Genomic DNA, 15,730 nt, shown 5'->3' on the forward strand with positions numbered 1-15,730 from the left:
GTGAGTATCCGGGAGAACCCTGTAGAGGCGAAACGGCATATCGGCTTTTTGCCGCAGACGCCGCCCTTGCACCCGGATTTGACGGTGACGGAGTACCTGGAGTATTGCGCTGGCTTGCGTCACGTCCCGGACAGCGAGATATCGACGGCCGTGAAGGCGGTTATGGGCAAGTGCGGTATCAGTCATTTCAACAAACGTTTGATCCGTAACCTCTCTGGCGGTTATCAACAGCGGGTGGGTATAGCGCAGGCGATCATCCACAACCCGGAGTTCGTGGTTTTGGACGAGCCGACGAACGGTCTGGACCCGAACCAGATCGTTGAGATCCGTCACCTGATCAAGGAGATCGCGGAGGATCGCACCGTAGTGTTGTCGACGCATATCTTGTCAGAAGTTCAGGCGACTTGCGACTACATCCGAATGATCGAGCAGGGTAACCTTGTTTTCGCCGGAACGGTGGACGAGTTCGATAATTACATCATCCCGAACACGTTGGTAGTGACGCTGGTTGCCGCCCCGCCGGTAGAGGAGTTGCGTTCTATTCCTGGCGTGAGTGGAGTGGAAGAGCTGGGCGGGATGAAGTATCGTCTTCAATACACGGATTTCCAGGAGGTTACTGAGCGACTCGTTGAGACGAGTGTCACCCGAGGATGGAGATTGACGGAGGTTTACCAGGAGAAGAGTTCCTTGGATGCCGTTTTTGCCGAATTATCAAAGAAATAATTTTAAAACACGTTTACAATGAAGACAATATTCAAGATAGCGAAGACGGAGTTGCAAACTCTGTTCTATTCCCCGATCGCGTGGTTGATCCTGATCATTTTTACCTTTCAATGCAGCATGGCCTTCTCCGATTTAATGGGAGGGATGGTACGCTCCAATTCTTTAGGCTACGGAAACTACAATGTTACCGGGGGGCTTTTTGACGGTTGGAGAGGTTTGTTTGTAACCGTTCAATCTTACCTTTACCTTTACATCCCTTTGTTGACGATGAGCTTGATGAGCCGGGAGTTCGGTAGCGGTTCCATTAAATTACTATACTCGTCGCCGGTGACGAACTGGCAGATCATTCTCGGTAAATACGCCTCGATGATGGTTTACGCTCTCGTTTTGATCGGAGTTTTGATGCTTTATGCTATATATGCAATTTGTGCCGCCAAAAATATCGATATTCCCTATATCCTTTCCGGCTTATTGGGATTATACTTACTGATTTGCGCTTACGCGGCGATCGGTTTGTTCATGTCGAGCCTGACCTCTTACCAGATCGTTGCCGCTGTAGGAACTTTAGCGGTTCTTGCGGCCTTATCTTACGTGAAGGGATTGTGGCAGGAGATCGATTTTGTCCGGGATTTGACCTTCTGGTTGGCCATAGACGGTCGAGCCGGAGAATTCGTTGACGGTTTGATCTGCTCGGAAGATGTCATTTACTTTTTGATCGTAATCCTTTTGTTCCTGTCTATGGCTGTGATTCGTTTACAAGCTCGCAGGCAGAAGAGTTCTTGGATGGTAAACTGGGGCAAATACGTTGGAGTTTGGGCGGTGGCGCTGTTTATCGGTTACCTCTCTTCTCGTCCGTCGTTGATGTCTTTTTACGATGCGACGCGTACGAAACATAATACGTTGACGCAAAATAGTCAGGATATCGTTGCCCGCATGGACGGTAAATTGACGATCACGACCTACGTGAATATTATGGATCGTTTTTATTGGTATGGTTCTCCTTCCAGTCGGAATTGGGATTTGGAACGTTTTAAACAATATGTTCGTTTCAAACCGGATATCACGATGAAATATGTTTATTACTATGATTCGATAAAGGATATGAAGAGTCTCGAAAAGAGATATCCCGATATGACCTTCGAGGAAATGGTAAAAAAGACGATCGAGATCATCAAATTGGATTCGAATAAAATATTGAAACCGGAACAGATTCGCGAACAGATCGACCTGAAGCCGGAAATGAATCGTTTCGTTCGTTTGTTGGAGAGAGAGAACGGTCAAAAGACCTTCTTGCGGGTGTTCGATGACATGATGGTTTTCCCGGGAGAGACGGAGATCTCTGCAGCTTTCAAACGTTTAGTGATGAAATTACCGAAAGTTGGGTTCTTAACCGGACATGGAGAACGTAACACGGAACGTCAGGGAGACCGGGATTACAGTAGTTTCACGCAGGATAAACCTTTCCGCTATTCATTGATTAACCAGGGATTCGATTTTGAGAATGTAACGTTGGACAAAACGATTCCGGAGGATGTGAATATTCTTGTGATTGCCGAGATGCGTCAACCGTTAACGGCTGAAGAACAAGCGAATTTGGATAATTATATTGCCCGAGGCGGAAACTTGTTTATCGTGGGAGAACCGAAACGTCAGGAAATCATGAATCCTGTGATCGAACAGTTTGGTGTTCAGTTTATGCCGGGTGTTCTTGTTCGTCCGACGGAGAATTTCCAAGCAGATCTGATCGTAGCCCGACCGACTAAAGAGGCAGCCGATTTCTCTTATATCTATAATACTATGAGACGTAGAGAATTGGTGATTACGATGCCGAGTGCTACCGGATTGGATTACACGACAGATAAAGGTTTCGAGGTTACTCCGTTGTTCGTGAGCGACACCATCAATTGTTGGAACGAGTTGCAGACGACAAACTTCGTGGATGACACGGCCCGTTTCGACCCTTCTACCGGAGAGATCCAGAAAACGTTCGTGACCGGATTGGCGTTGTCGCGGAAAGTGGGAGAGAAAGAGCAAAAAATCATGATCTTCGGAGACGCTGACTGTGTAAGTAACGGTGAATTCAGCCGGAGCCGGAAGGATATTCCTGCATCCAACTATTCGATCATACAAGGAGCTTTCTTCTGGTTATCCGATGAAGAAGTGCCTATTGATGTTCGTCGTCCCCGTTTGACTGATGACAAGGTTTATGTAGGTGAGACCGGAATGTATATTACGAAGATTGGATTTATGGGAGTATTGCCTGCTATTTTACTTTTCATAGCTATATTCATATGGATTAGAAGAAGAGGCAGATAATAGATAGAATATAAATTTTAAAGATTACCGGAGTTTCATCGATTTACAGGATTGAAACTCCGGTTTTTTATGGTTGAAAAGGTGATTTGATTTTAAAATGTAGATTGAAAATTAATTTATGATTAAATTCTGATCTTGATATCTTTAAATCGTAAATCTAAAATCCGAAATCGTAAATTTTTAATTAACACCCGGGGACGGGGCAAAAGTGTTGTTTAATTGTAAATTATAGATTCGAAGATTAAGTGATTCTGTGATTTTAATTTAATCATTTGATCATAGAATCATATAATCATATAATCATATAATTAAGCGATTGCAACCCGTCCTATTCTGTATCCTATAAGAGCAAAATAGAGAATTACCGCGTAGCAGGGAATGACGAGCCAGTAAGCTTGCTGGTAGCCACAAATGCTTGTTAAAGAGCCATAGAGCATGGGGAGTAGAGCTCCTCCCGCGATGGCCATAATCAATAAGGCCGATCCTGTTTTGGTATGTCGTCCTAACCCGTATATGGCTAACGGGAAAATGGCCGGCCACATGAGGGAATTTGCCAGACTTAATAAAGAGAGACACCAGATTGAAATCTCCAGAGGCAAGAAAATAACCCCGCAACCTAAAATCAGTCCTAATACAGCGCAATAGGAGAGGGCTTTTTCTTGACTGATGTATTTAGGAATACAGATGATGCCGATAATATAACCTACAATCATGGCCAACATGGAATAGGTCGGAAATACCCGGGCAACATCCATGGACATGCCTTGAGCCGTCCCGTAACGAATGATGGAATCCACTGCAATTACCTCTACCCCTACATATAGGAAGAGGGCTAATACGCCGATCCATAAATGAGGAAATGAAAAAATCGTACATTTGTCTTCCGGTAACAGGGAATCACAATCACCTTCGGGGTCGTCGATATAAGGAAGGGGGGAGAATTTGACAAATAACCCTAAAATGACAAAAGAGATCATGATAATAATGTATGGGATGATCGCCTTAGAGGCTAAAATATCTAAGGCAGCAGCTCGTTCGATGACTGTCATGTGTTGTAGGCTATCTTCCAGTTGATCGATATTTTTTAACATGATGGAACCTAAAATCAATGGACTGATGGCTCCTGCTACCTTATTGCAAATACCCATGATGCTGACTCTCTGGGCAGCGCTTTCCGGCGGACCTAACTCTATGACGTAAGGATTAGAAGCTGTTTGAAGTATGGATAAGCCGGTTCCCATGATAAATAATCCTAACAGGAATAACCCGTAGGTCCGGGTTAAAGCGGCGGGAATAAAGGCTAAAGCTCCGAAAGCCATAATCAGAAGCCCTAACATCATACCGTTTTTATATCCGGTTTTCTTTAAAACCCAAGAGGAGGGTAATGCCATGACGAAGTAGGCAATATAGAAAGCAAAGGTTACAAGATAACCTTGCCACTCCTCTGTTAATTCGCAGGCTATATTTAAATAGGGAATCAGGGTTGCGTTCAACCAGGTAACGAATCCGAAAATAAAAAAGAGGATGCCTATAATGAAAATCCCCGTCCCATAAGCATTTTTGTTTGGTTTCATTTTGTTTTAATATAATTGGAACATAACTGTTTATTACAATGCACACGTGTATCGAACGATTTCAAAGGTAATGACTAAAATTAAAAAATAAAATCCAAACTGAAAAATTAAATAAATAATGGAATAGAGGTAGAACTGGATTATTATTTGCCGGGCATAATCCGTGTATGTAGTACGGAATAATAGATTTGTTATTTTAGAGTATCGATTGTTTTATAATATATAATCTTTTGTTTCTATATATATTTTTTTATTTTTGAATATTCAAAGTCGTTTTTGCAAGAGAGTGTAATATTTAAAAAAGTACAAGTGTTAACGGATGAGGTTCTTATAAAACAGCTTCGTACAGGTAATCAATTCGTATTTAGGGAGATATTTAATCGGTATTATTTCCCCTTGCGTTCTTTTGCCTCTCGTTATATAGAGAATGATGAGGTTACGGAAGATTTCGTCCAAGATGCTTTTATAAAGGTATGGGAGAAAAAATCGGATTTTATTTTACTGGCAAGCTTAAGAAATTATCTGTACGCGAGTGTAAAAAATGCTTGTTTCGATTATCTGCGGCATAAACAGATGCAATTGCGGCACGAATCTGATTTAACTGCTCTTTTTTCGGAGAGCAATGAAGAAAAGTTTAAATTGGAAGAGGAAGTACATGCTTTGATCTATGAAGCGATAAAAGGATTATCCGGACAATCGCGGCGTGTCGTACTGATGACGATGGAGGGGTACTCGAATCCGGAAATTGCCGAAAAATTGCAAATATCACCCAATACCGTTAAGACCTTAAAACTGCGTGCATATCGGGTATTGAGGGAACGTCTGTCCGGTGTGCAATGGCTTATATTTTTATTGCTTTATCCCCCTTTCTAATTATTTCCCTTTTTGATATTTCGTTAAGGATCGTTTTGTTTTATTATTTTTTTCCAAAAAAACAGGTAGAGGTGTCACCCTGTTTCAATGTATATTCGTTCTAAGGGAAATTTTTATAAAATGGGACATAAGGATACAGAAATATCGAATCTGATCTACTGTTTTTTGCGAGGGACTCTTGTCGAAGAGAAACAAAAGGAGTTGAACAGGTGGTTGGAGGAGCCGGGTAATCGGGAGTTGTTCGATCGGATTTGTGATAAAGAGCAGATTTTAAAAAAATCGTTTCGTTTCGATCGATATGATAAAGAAAAGAGTTGGAAACAGTTGGAGAAAAAGATGCAAGTGGGGCGAAAAAGCTATTGGAGGAGGTGGGGTGTTGCAGCTTCTTTGATGCTACCGCTTCTTTTCGTCGGATGGTTATATATGCATGAGAATGATAAATCTTCTTTTGCGGTAATAAAGAAAGAGATTGTACCGGGTATGGTATGTGCCCGTCTGGAATTGGCTAACGGAGAGGTTCTCCATTTGGGAAAAGATACAATAACATCGCTTGCTCTAACAAATGGTGGAGTTATTAAAAATGATAGAGGTGCGTTTTCTTACTTTTCCGATACCGTTCTCGGTAATGACTCCAAGTACAATGTAATGACGACCCCGAGGGCAGGAGAGTTCAAACTCGTGCTACCTGACGGCACGGTAGTTTGGATGAATGCGGAGTCTTATTTACGTTTCCCCGAGGTTTTTGCGGAAAAAAGTCGTAAGGTATATGCTAAAGGAGAACTTTACTTTGAAGTGGCTCATGATGAAAAAAGACCTTTTAAGGTAGAGGTCGAGGACGGGTACGTGATTGAAGTGTTGGGAACGGAGTTTAACATGAGGGCATATAAAGGGTTACCTTGGGCGACAACCTTGGTAAAAGGAAAAGTTTTAATCGAAAAGGGAGAGAAGCGGGTTGTTTTGAGGCCCGGTCAGCAGGCGGTGAGTCCGGTCGGCGGTGAAATAATTCAGGTAAAGGAGGTGAATGTTGAATCTTATATTGCCTGGCGTAAGGGTTATTTTCTGTTCGATAACGAACGCTTGGAAGATATTATGCACGAATTGAGTCGGTGGTATGATGTGCAGGTATTTTTTGAAAACCAGCAAGTGAAAGATGAACGTTTCTCCGTGGAACTTCGTCGGCATGATGATTTTAAAGATGTGCTGGATTTGATTGAACGTACCGGTTCCGTGAAAATAACCATTAAGGAACATACTGTATTTGTGAGATAAAAACGAGGGATGTTACCAGCATCCCCCGTGAAAGTGCCGTTAGGCACATTGTGAAACTTTAATGTTACAAATTTATGAAAAAAAGTGGACAAAAGGGGCTGTATCGACAGACCCGAAAAAAATTTTTGTTGATTATGAAGTTAACAACGGTACTTTTGTTGGCGACTTTTCTGTCTGTTTCCGGATCTATTTTGGCGCAAAAGACAACCATCAAGGTTGAAAACGTCGATTTAAAAGAGGTATTTAAGGAGATTAAGCAGAAAATGGGATACACCTTCATTTTTAATGAACGTGTGGTAAACAAGGCAGGAAAAATTTCCGTGAATATTACCTCCGATGATGTGAAATTGATCATGGACAGGTGTCTGGAAGGAACTTCCTTGGGATATTATATCCAGGATGAAGTGATTGTTATTTTGACGAAAGCGGATCAATTGGCTCGCCAGGTAAAGGAGTCCTTGAAAATAATGGGAAAGGTGGTGGATAAGGACGGCCTTGCTGTACCGGGGGTTACCGTCTTATTGCGGGGAACCCGGATAGGGACGGCGGCCGATAAGAACGGCCTTTTTTCGCTTGAGGTTCCGAAAATGGATAGTGTCGTGTTAGAGTTTTCTTTTGTGGGGATGAAGAAAAAAACGGTTGTGGTAAAAGATACGGGAAAAGAGATAAAACCGTTGCATGTGGTAATGGAGGAAGATGAAAAAGAGTTGACCGAGGTGGTGGTGACCGGTATGTTTAATCGCAGGAAGGAGGGATTTACCGGATCGGCCGTAACGGTCAAAGGGGAAGACATAAAAAAATTCAGCACGACCAATATAGCTAAAGCTCTGTCTGCTATTGATCCCAGTTTCCGGATTATGGACGATATTGTGAACGATTCCAATCCGAATCGTCTGCCGGATCTGCGTATGCGGGGACAAGCCACCTTACCCGGCGGCAGCAATGCCGGAACGTCGGCGGATATGGTCACCCTGCAAGGAGAATACGATACCTATCCGAATAAGCCCCTGTTGATTTTAGATGGTTTTGAAATCGGTTTGCAGACTATGGTGGATATGGATCCGGACCGGGTAGAGTCCATTACCCTGCTGAAAGATGCGGCTGCAACAGCGATTTACGGATCGCGTGCTGCAAACGGGGTGATTGTTATAGAATCCAAAACTCCGAAAGAGGGACGTTTGTGGGTGACTTACGGTGGTAATGTGCGTATCGAAACTCCCGATCTTTCCGATTATAATTTGATGAATGCGGCCGAAAAGTTGGCTGTGGAATTGAAAGCAGGTGTATACGATAATACTGCTTCGTTAGAGGAGTTGGAACGTTATCAAGCGAAGTTGAGAGAGGTGAGGCGGGGTGTGAATACCTATTGGTTGGATAAGCCTTTGAGAACAGCAGTTCAGCATCGCCATGCGCTGACGCTGGAGGGAGGGGATAGGGCTTTACGTTATAAACTCTATTTCGGTGCCAATTTTACACCGGGAGTGATGAAAGGTTCTAAACGAAATACCATGACCGGATCTTTAGATTTGCAATATCGTTTCAAAAAGGTGCTGTTAAAGAATAGTATTACCGTTGATAATTCGCTCGGGGACGAATCGCCTTGGGGGGATTTTAGCGAATACACGAAGTTGAATCCTTACTTGCGCCCGTATGGATCTAATGGCGAAATAGTAAAGCGTTTGGACTCCTTTGATAATCAATTTCGAGGTTACGAAAGCACGAGCTATCCGAATCCTATGTATGATGCCACGCTCCACACGAAAAACCGGACGACTAATTTCGGGGTACGGGAACAATTTAGTGTGGAGTATAATCCCACGGATGATGTCCGCTTGACGGGAGCCTTTTCTCTTTCCAAGGATAATGGGAAAACCGATGTATTCCGGCCGGCACAGCATACGGCTTTCGATAAAGAGAAAGATCCGACTAAAAAAGGGGATTTCCGTCGTACGCAGAGAGAAAATCTCTCCTATTCATTGGATTTGACGGCCAGTTACAACAAACTGTTCGGACAGGTACATTACGTGACCGCAAATGCCAGAATGTCTGTTCAGGAAAGTCGTAACGAGAGTTACGGGGCTTACGTTACCGGTTTCCCGAACGAAAATATGGACGATATCCTTTTCGGTAAGAAATATAACGAAAAGATGACAGGAACGGAGAATACGAGTCGTTTGATCGGTTGGGTCGGGAGTTTCGGTTATTCTTATAACTACAAGTATTCCGTTGATTTCAATATTCGGTTGGACGGCTCTTCCCAGTTCGGTAAGGACAATCGGTTTGCTCCTTTCTGGTCGGCCGGTTTACGTTGGGATGTGAAAAAAGAACAGTTTATGTCCCGGATCGGTTTTGTTTCCGATTTTGTTATCAGGGGGTCTTACGGGGTGACCGGGACACAGGGCTTTGCACCTTATCAATCCAGAGAATTGTATTCGTACGGGGAATTACTGAAGCCTTATGTATCTTCCGACGGGACGGGGGTAGAGTTGGTGGCTATGCCGAACGAAAAATTAAAGTGGCAACAGACTGATACGTGGAATCTGGCTTTGGAGTTAGGCATTTTAAAAGGACGAATCACGGCCCGTGCCGAATATTTTCAGAAGTTGACTAAAAACTCTTTGACCCAGATCACGCTCGCTCCTTCACTCGGTTTTGCTTCTTATCCGGAAAATATGGGGACTTTGGAAAATAAGGGAGTCGAATTGAATATCTCTTTTATTCCTTACCAGAATCCGGCCAAAGCGGCTTATTGGGTTATTTCGCTAAATGGTTCCCACAATACGGATAAGCTAAAGAAAATATCCGAGGCCATGCGTAATATGAACCGGGTGAATTCCGACCAGATGAGTGATATAGAGATTGCCAAAAAGAACGGCTATAAACCGCTTCCGCATTACGAAGAGGGGGAATCCATCAACCGGATTTGGGTGGTTCGTTCTTTGGGGATAGATCCGTCGACCGGAGCCGAAATTTTTATGAAACGAAACGGAGAGATGACCGGTAAATGGGAGGCCGTGGATTTGGTTCCTTGTGGAAATACGGAACCCAAATGGCAGGGAAATATCAACTCCTCCTTTACCTATAAAGGATTCGGGGTCAACGTGAGTTTTCGTTATAAATTCGGAGGCCAAATATATAATCAGACGTTGGTGGATAAAGTTGAAAATGCCGACCTGATGTATAATGCCGATAAACGGGTTTTGAATCTAAGATGGGATGAGGTCGGTCTGGCTGCCCGTTATAAAGGACTTTCCAGAGGAGTAAATGGGGCGGCGACCAAAGCGAGTTCCCGGTTTATTATGGATGAGAATACTTTCCAAATGGGATCGCTCTCCCTGAGTTACCGCATGGATAAAACCAACGCGAAGTATATCGATCGCTGGGGATTGAGTTCCGTGGGAATGACTTTTAATATGGAGGATTTATTCTATCTCTCCACGGTAAAACAGGAGAGAGGATTGAGTTATCCTTTTGCCCGTCAATTCTCCTTCTCGTTAAATGTGGCATTTTAATTAAAAATCTAAGCATATGAAAAATATAGTTGTTATAATACTGATCGCGTGGAGCATCTCTTCTTGTTCCGATTGGTTGGATGTTCAACCGAAGACGGCTATTCCCGCCGATAAGCTATTCGAAACGGAGTCGGGTTTTAAGGATGCTTTGACCGGATTCTATTTGAAAATGACTGATATCGGATTGTATGGCAAAGAGTTGAGTTATGGTTATATTGAGGCTTTGGCCTGTAATTATGACGGTTATCCCGAATTCGGAGGTTTGTCATGGAAACCGAGGATATACGAATACGACAATCTTTTTTTATCCAAAAAGGACGGTATCTATTTGAAGATGTACAATATCATTGTCAATATCAATAATTTTTTGGGCTATTTGGAGAAAAATCGTTCCGTTATTAAGACCGAACATTATTATGAAGTCATGAAAGCAGAGGCTTTGGGATTACGGGCGTTTTTACATTTTGACCTGTTACGGTTATTCGGTCCTGTTTACAAGGTCAACCCGGCGGCGAAAGCGATCTCTTATCGAACGACTTTCGATCGGCAGGCCACTCCCGCCTTGCCCGCGAATCAAGTGGTGGACTTGTTGTTGAAAGATTTGCAAACGGCGGATTCTTTACTGGAGAAACATGATACCCGTTTCTTCTGGAAGAGTTACGAGAGAGAAGACGAACCGGGCTATGAGCTGTTTTTAGACCAGCGTCAGACCCGTATGAATGTATATGCTGTAAAAGCGATGTTGGCAAGGGTGTATTGTTATAAAGGGGATGACGAAAGCAAAGTGAAGGCGGTAGAATATGCTAATGAGGTGATCGAGGCACCCTATTTCGAATTGTATAAAAATGCAAGGTCTTTCTTATACAACGAACAAATTTTCGGCTTGAATATTTACGAATTCGATAAGATTGTTACCGAACATTTTAATACGGCGATCGACTATACTTCTGCCGAGCAACATTTTAATATCCTACAAAGCAGGTTTCAGAAAATATACGAATGGGGAGAAGGGGGGAATTCGGATTGGCGTTCTCAATCTCAATGTTTTAAAGATAAAAACGAAGGCGGAGGATATAAATATTGCCGGAAGTACGAACAGGACGGCTTGACCGATTATAATGGGAAGGATATGCTGGCTTTGATTCGTTTGCCTGAAATGTATTATATCGTGGCGGAGTGTGCGGATGCCGCCACGAGTGCGGAAGCATTGAATACGGTGAGATGGGCTCGGGGGATTTCTTATGATGACGAGATTATTGCAGGTGCGCATTACGATCGGTTGGATACCCGTCCGGAGTACGACAATTCACAGACTTATAGAGTAAACGAGATCATGAAGGAGTACAGGAAGGAGTTTTATGCCGAAGGAAAGCTTTTCTATTTTTATAAGCTGCATAATTACGTGACTTACGAGGGGGCTCCTTTAAAAGACGTGAGGGACAAATACCGGTGGCCGTTACCGGACGATGAAATCATATTTGGTAATAATAATTAATACGACAGGTGATGAAAAAATATAAGTTTTTAATAGGGATGCTGATATTGAGTTTAGGTTATATCGGATGCGAAAAAAACGAAATAGCACTTTATGACGAATCGCCCCGGATCAATTTTCTGTGGAATGCACGAAATTATACCTTTCGGGATACGGATTACGTGAAAGGTCATGAATACCACGAGTTGAAAATAGAAGTGCAGTTACAAGGGTATTTGTTACAAAAGCCCTTGGACTTCGTGATTAAAGCTCAGGCAGGGAAAGCTTACGAAACTCGGGCGGAGATCGTGTTGCCCCAGAAATATACTTATACCGCTTTGGATACCAATACGCAATGGATCGTTCTTAGCGTGAAACGCCCGGAAAAACCGACTCCGACAAACGAGCCGGAGGGGGCTATCCTGAAATTCGATCAGACCGATCCGGCTCATCAGTTTGCTTCCGGACGGGTGGATATCGATTCCTGCCGTATTGAAGTATATTATGATATTACACCGACTGGCGCAATATGGAACGCAACCTGGTGGGGAGAATATAGTACCGGCAAATACTTCTTTATGATGGATTATTTCAAAACGATATACAAAGATATGGATCGGGGAAGATTGGCTGAGTTAAAGCAGGCTTATGAAGAGTATAAACAGGCTCATGCTCCGATCCTCGATGACGAAGGAGAAGAAATCACATTCCCGAATTAATTTAAAAGAAGACGTTATGAAAAAGAGAATGAAAAATATGATTTTATGGGTAATTGGCCTTTTACTGTTTTCCGCGTGTTACGACGACAAAGGGTCATATGATTATCACGATATAAACGAGGTCGCTATTACTCTTCCTACTTCGCAAGGCGTGCGTTTGCCTAAAGTGGATTCCGTACTCGTTGAAATTACACCGGATTTGAAACAGACTCTGGTGGAAAACGAGTCGGATCTGGTATTTCTTTGGGAGAAGAAATTGGAAAAAGATATGATGAATAATTGGGAAATTTGTGGACATGAAAAAACGTGTCGAATTTATATTAAACCGGAAGATACCGAAGATATTCGTTTGCGTTTGAACTTAAAAGATAATACCGAAGGAACAACCTGGTATAAAGAGATGGTTTTAAAGATAATTCAACCTTATAGTAGTACCTGGTTCGTTTTGCAGGACGATGGTGGTAAAGCTGTGTTAGGCGTCGTTGACGGGGAGGGTTTATCCGCGGTCGTCATTCGGGATGCCTACAAAGAGGATACCGGAAAAGAATGGACCGTAAAGGGAGTTCCGCAATGTTTAACGGGCAATAGAATTTACGGAAGTCCGATGAATTTTCTTCCTCCGTTTATGGGGTTTAACCCGATCGTGCAACGGACTGTCATGGCTTTAACAGACGAGAATATGGAAGTGATGGATGCTTCAACTTTTGAAACGGTCTGGTCGTTGGATGAAATGTTGATGCAGGAGGGAATAATCTTCTCTCCCCGGTATTTGATTTCGCGGGATGGAAGTAGCGGGGGAGAGATGTTAATAAATGCCGGGAAAGTATACTATGCTAATATGGACGGATATTCTGTTTATAACTCGACGAAAGTAGAAGATGGAACTTCTTATCGTGTTGAAGTCGGGGGAAATGCAAAAAGTAGATTTTTCGTGTACGACGAAGAAAATCATCGGTTTCTAAATTTTGCAAAAGAGTGGAGTGATAATTTGGAAAGGAATATAAATAAATATATCAGAACATCAGATCGTAAATTTGTGGATGCTCCGATTTCATTAGAGTTTATCGGAGAAAACAAGGAAAATGAGGATACAAAAAATCTTTTTGATCCGGATAAGATAGACCCGGCTTTCAAAATGGTTGCTATGAGTGAAATGTCAGGTGGAGAAAAATTGCTGGCTTTTAGTACAGATGTTGCCGAGCGGAAAATTCATGTATTTGAATTCTCTTTGGCTGGTTGGATTTCCGGAGATAAGAGTCATGCCCGTTGTTCCGGTAAATTTGAAATTCCTTTTCCGGAAGGTTCAACGGGAGAAGAGTTATGTTTTATTACTTCTCGAGGTTTTGATCGTATATTCTTTATGGCTTCCGGAAATAAAATCTACAAGGTAGATTTAAATCGATCCACGCCTACAATGACGATAGTATACGAGCATGAACATGCAGGGGTGACAATAACAAATATGAAATTCAAGTATTATTATAATTTGTACGATTGGGAGAGTGAGTCGGAGATCCCGTATGCTCGTGTGTTGGCCGCCGTGTTGGATTACGGAACCAACTCGGGAGGAATTGTAGAGATGCAATTGAATACCGCGGGAGACGTGGACCGGAATTTAAATAACACGTTTGAATATAAAGGATTTGGAAAGGTCGTGGATATTTGTTATACTTTCAAATAATTTATAGGAAATAAATTATGGATATTTCTTCGTTCCATTAGAAGCGAGTCAGTTTCTTGAAAGGAGCCGTCGGTGTTTAGACGGCTCTTTTCGATTTGCGGTATAATTAAGTAATCTTTTTTAGAAAAATTTCGTATATTGTAAAAAATGAAATTAAGAGATTATGGAAAGAAGTTTGAAAGAGGCGTTAAAGCTTAGAAGAAGCTATTACGCCGTCAGTAATAAATCGCTCATCTCGGACGAAGAGATTGAAAATATAGTAAAATTTGCCGTAAAGCATGTTCCTTCTGCTTTTAATTCACAATCTACCCGTTTGGTACTTTTGTTGGGAGAACAGCATCGGAAATTTTGGGACATCGTGAAAGAAACCCTGAGAAAGATTGTTTCAGCCGAGGCATTTAAGGCGACGGAGACAAAGGTCGATACCTCGTTTAAGGCCGGATACGGTACGGTATTGTTTTTTGAAGACCGGACGATCGTGGAGGGATTGCAAAAAGCATTTCCACTTTATCATGAAAAATTTCCGATTTGGTCTCAACATACATCTGCCATGCATCAGTTAGCTGTATGGGCAATGTTGGAAGATGCCGGTTTCGGAGCTTCCCTCCAACATTATAATCCACTGGTAGATAAAGCAGTCATGGCGGAGTGGAAACTTCCTGAAAATTGGGAATTAGTGGCACAAATGCCGTTTGGCGTACCTCTTCAGGAACCCGGACAAAAAGAATTCAATCCGATAGAGGAACGCGTGAGGGTTTTTAAATAATTTGTTCGAGAGGGAATTTCCCTCTCGAATTTTATTATATTCTCGATAGATCCGTTTAAGAACCTATATTTTATTGATATGAATCGAATGCTACGATTGGAGTATGATTGCTCTATGTCTATTCGAGGATATCAATTTCCCCCGATAGGTATGGAAAATATTTATTATTCCAAATTTTATTGCATATCGTATAAAAACATGTATTTTTGGATGTGTAAATTGATGTGAATGTCGAATAACGTGCGTTATACAGATGAGTACATGGATCCTGAAATATTGGATGTCGAATGTCCGAAGGTATTCGAGAACGTGTTTCATGAATATTACGCTTCGCTTTGTTATTTTGCCAATAAATTTGTACATGATCAGGAAGTGGCAAAAGATGTCGTGCAGGACGTATTTATCAGTTTGTGGGAGTCGAGTAATAAGTTTGGCAATCTGATAGCGTTAAAATCATTTTTATATAGTTGTGTACAAAACAGAGCTTTAAATTATTTGGAAAAACGAAATAATCGGGAAAAGGCTAATCGGAAATTAGGAGAACCCGCGTATGAGGAGGAAAAAGTATTTTGTATGCAGGTAGAAGCGGATGTTTTTAAAGAGATATTTGTTATAATAGAAGAACTGCCTGCCGAATGTAAGCGGATCTTCAAAATGAGTTATATTGAATTTTTGGATATAAAGACAATCTGCAAGCAGTTGCATATAGCCGAAACAACCGTTAAAACGCAACGTCGACGAGCTAAAAAATTTTTACGGGAACGTTTAAAGCATTTGTATCCTGTTCTTGCCTTTTTGTTTTTTTGATTTCAACATGTGCCGT

At 42.1% G+C, this 15,730-nt stretch carries 11 protein-coding genes; 10 read left to right on the top strand and 1 reads right to left on the bottom strand.

What is annotated here, in order from left to right; genetic code table 11:
- Both DMB45_RS00005 and DMB45_RS00010 read left to right on the top strand, forming a co-directional pair.
- A partial coding sequence (locus DMB45_RS00005; protein WP_110688308.1) for an ABC transporter ATP-binding protein occupies window positions 1–723 on the top strand: 723 nt, incomplete at its 5' end.
- Window positions 724–741: 18 nt separating this feature from the next.
- Window positions 742–3,039, top strand: coding sequence for a Gldg family protein (locus DMB45_RS00010; RefSeq protein ID WP_041505002.1), 2,298 nt, complete (start codon window positions 742–744; stop codon window positions 3,037–3,039).
- 308 nt (window positions 3,040–3,347) lie between these two features.
- Here DMB45_RS00010 and DMB45_RS00015 read toward each other — a convergent pair whose 3' ends face one another.
- The gene (locus tag DMB45_RS00015) at window positions 3,348–4,613 is read right to left on the bottom strand and encodes a sugar MFS transporter (RefSeq protein WP_041504013.1); all 1,266 of its coding nucleotides are present in this window, start codon (window positions 4,611–4,613) and stop codon (window positions 3,348–3,350) included.
- A 276-nt stretch (window positions 4,614–4,889) separates the two neighbouring features.
- Here DMB45_RS00015 and DMB45_RS00020 point away from each other — a divergent pair, with 276 nt between their 5' ends.
- The 8 genes from DMB45_RS00020 to DMB45_RS00055 all read left to right on the top strand — a co-directional run bounded on the left by DMB45_RS00020 (window position 4,890) and on the right by DMB45_RS00055 (window position 15,714).
- Window positions 4,890–5,486, top strand: coding sequence for an RNA polymerase sigma-70 factor (locus DMB45_RS00020; RefSeq protein WP_160289152.1), 597 nt, complete (start codon window positions 4,890–4,892; stop codon window positions 5,484–5,486).
- Window positions 5,487–5,606: 120 nt separating this feature from the next.
- Window positions 5,607–6,755, top strand: coding sequence for a FecR family protein (locus tag DMB45_RS00025; protein ID WP_160289151.1), 1,149 nt, complete (start codon window positions 5,607–5,609; stop codon window positions 6,753–6,755).
- Window positions 6,756–7,018: 263 nt separating this feature from the next.
- The gene (locus DMB45_RS00030; RefSeq protein ID WP_394341846.1) at window positions 7,019–10,267 is read left to right on the top strand and encodes a SusC/RagA family TonB-linked outer membrane protein; all 3,249 of its coding nucleotides are present in this window, start codon (window positions 7,019–7,021) and stop codon (window positions 10,265–10,267) included.
- Between the two features lie 16 nt (window positions 10,268–10,283).
- Window positions 10,284–11,762 (top strand): RagB/SusD family nutrient uptake outer membrane protein, encoded by a 1,479-nt coding sequence (locus tag DMB45_RS00035; RefSeq protein WP_041504010.1) that lies wholly within the window; start codon window positions 10,284–10,286, stop codon window positions 11,760–11,762.
- Window positions 11,763–11,773: 11 nt separating this feature from the next.
- A complete protein-coding gene (locus DMB45_RS00040; RefSeq protein ID WP_110688310.1) occupies window positions 11,774–12,460 on the top strand; it encodes a hypothetical protein in 687 nt (228 codons plus the stop codon).
- Window positions 12,461–12,476: 16 nt separating this feature from the next.
- Window positions 12,477–14,141, top strand: coding sequence for a PKD-like family lipoprotein (locus tag DMB45_RS00045; protein WP_160289150.1), 1,665 nt, complete (start codon window positions 12,477–12,479; stop codon window positions 14,139–14,141).
- Window positions 14,142–14,304: 163 nt separating this feature from the next.
- Window positions 14,305–14,907, top strand: a complete 603-nt coding sequence (locus DMB45_RS00050) for a nitroreductase family protein (RefSeq protein WP_041504007.1) — start codon at window positions 14,305–14,307, stop codon at window positions 14,905–14,907.
- A 240-nt stretch (window positions 14,908–15,147) separates the two neighbouring features.
- Entirely contained in the window at window positions 15,148–15,714 is a 567-nt protein-coding gene (locus DMB45_RS00055; protein ID WP_235375091.1) for an RNA polymerase sigma-70 factor, read from the top strand.
- Window positions 15,715–15,730: the final 16 nt, after the last annotated feature.

The organism is Sanguibacteroides justesenii, assembly GCF_003204205.1.
GTDB lineage: Bacteria > Bacteroidota > Bacteroidia > Bacteroidales > Marinifilaceae > Gabonibacter > Gabonibacter massiliensis.

Excerpts from the sequence above, each read along its gene's own strand:
- DMB45_RS00035 (WP_041504010.1), top strand. The coding sequence starts at position 10,284 with ATGAAAAATATAGTTGTTATAATACTGATCGCGTGGAGCATCTCTTCT.
- DMB45_RS00045 (WP_160289150.1), top strand. The coding sequence starts at position 12,477 with ATGAAAAAGAGAATGAAAAATATGATTTTATGGGTAATTGGCCTTTTA.
- DMB45_RS00015 (WP_041504013.1), bottom strand. The coding sequence starts at position 4,613 with ATGAAACCAAACAAAAATGCTTATGGGACGGGGATTTTCATTATAGGC.
- DMB45_RS00030 (WP_394341846.1), top strand. The coding sequence starts at position 7,019 with ATGGGATACACCTTCATTTTTAATGAACGTGTGGTAAACAAGGCAGGA.
- DMB45_RS00040 (WP_110688310.1), top strand. The coding sequence starts at position 11,774 with ATGAAAAAATATAAGTTTTTAATAGGGATGCTGATATTGAGTTTAGGT.
- DMB45_RS00050 (WP_041504007.1), top strand. The coding sequence starts at position 14,305 with ATGGAAAGAAGTTTGAAAGAGGCGTTAAAGCTTAGAAGAAGCTATTAC.
- DMB45_RS00025 (WP_160289151.1), top strand. The coding sequence starts at position 5,607 with ATGGGACATAAGGATACAGAAATATCGAATCTGATCTACTGTTTTTTG.
- DMB45_RS00010 (WP_041505002.1), top strand. The coding sequence starts at position 742 with ATGAAGACAATATTCAAGATAGCGAAGACGGAGTTGCAAACTCTGTTC.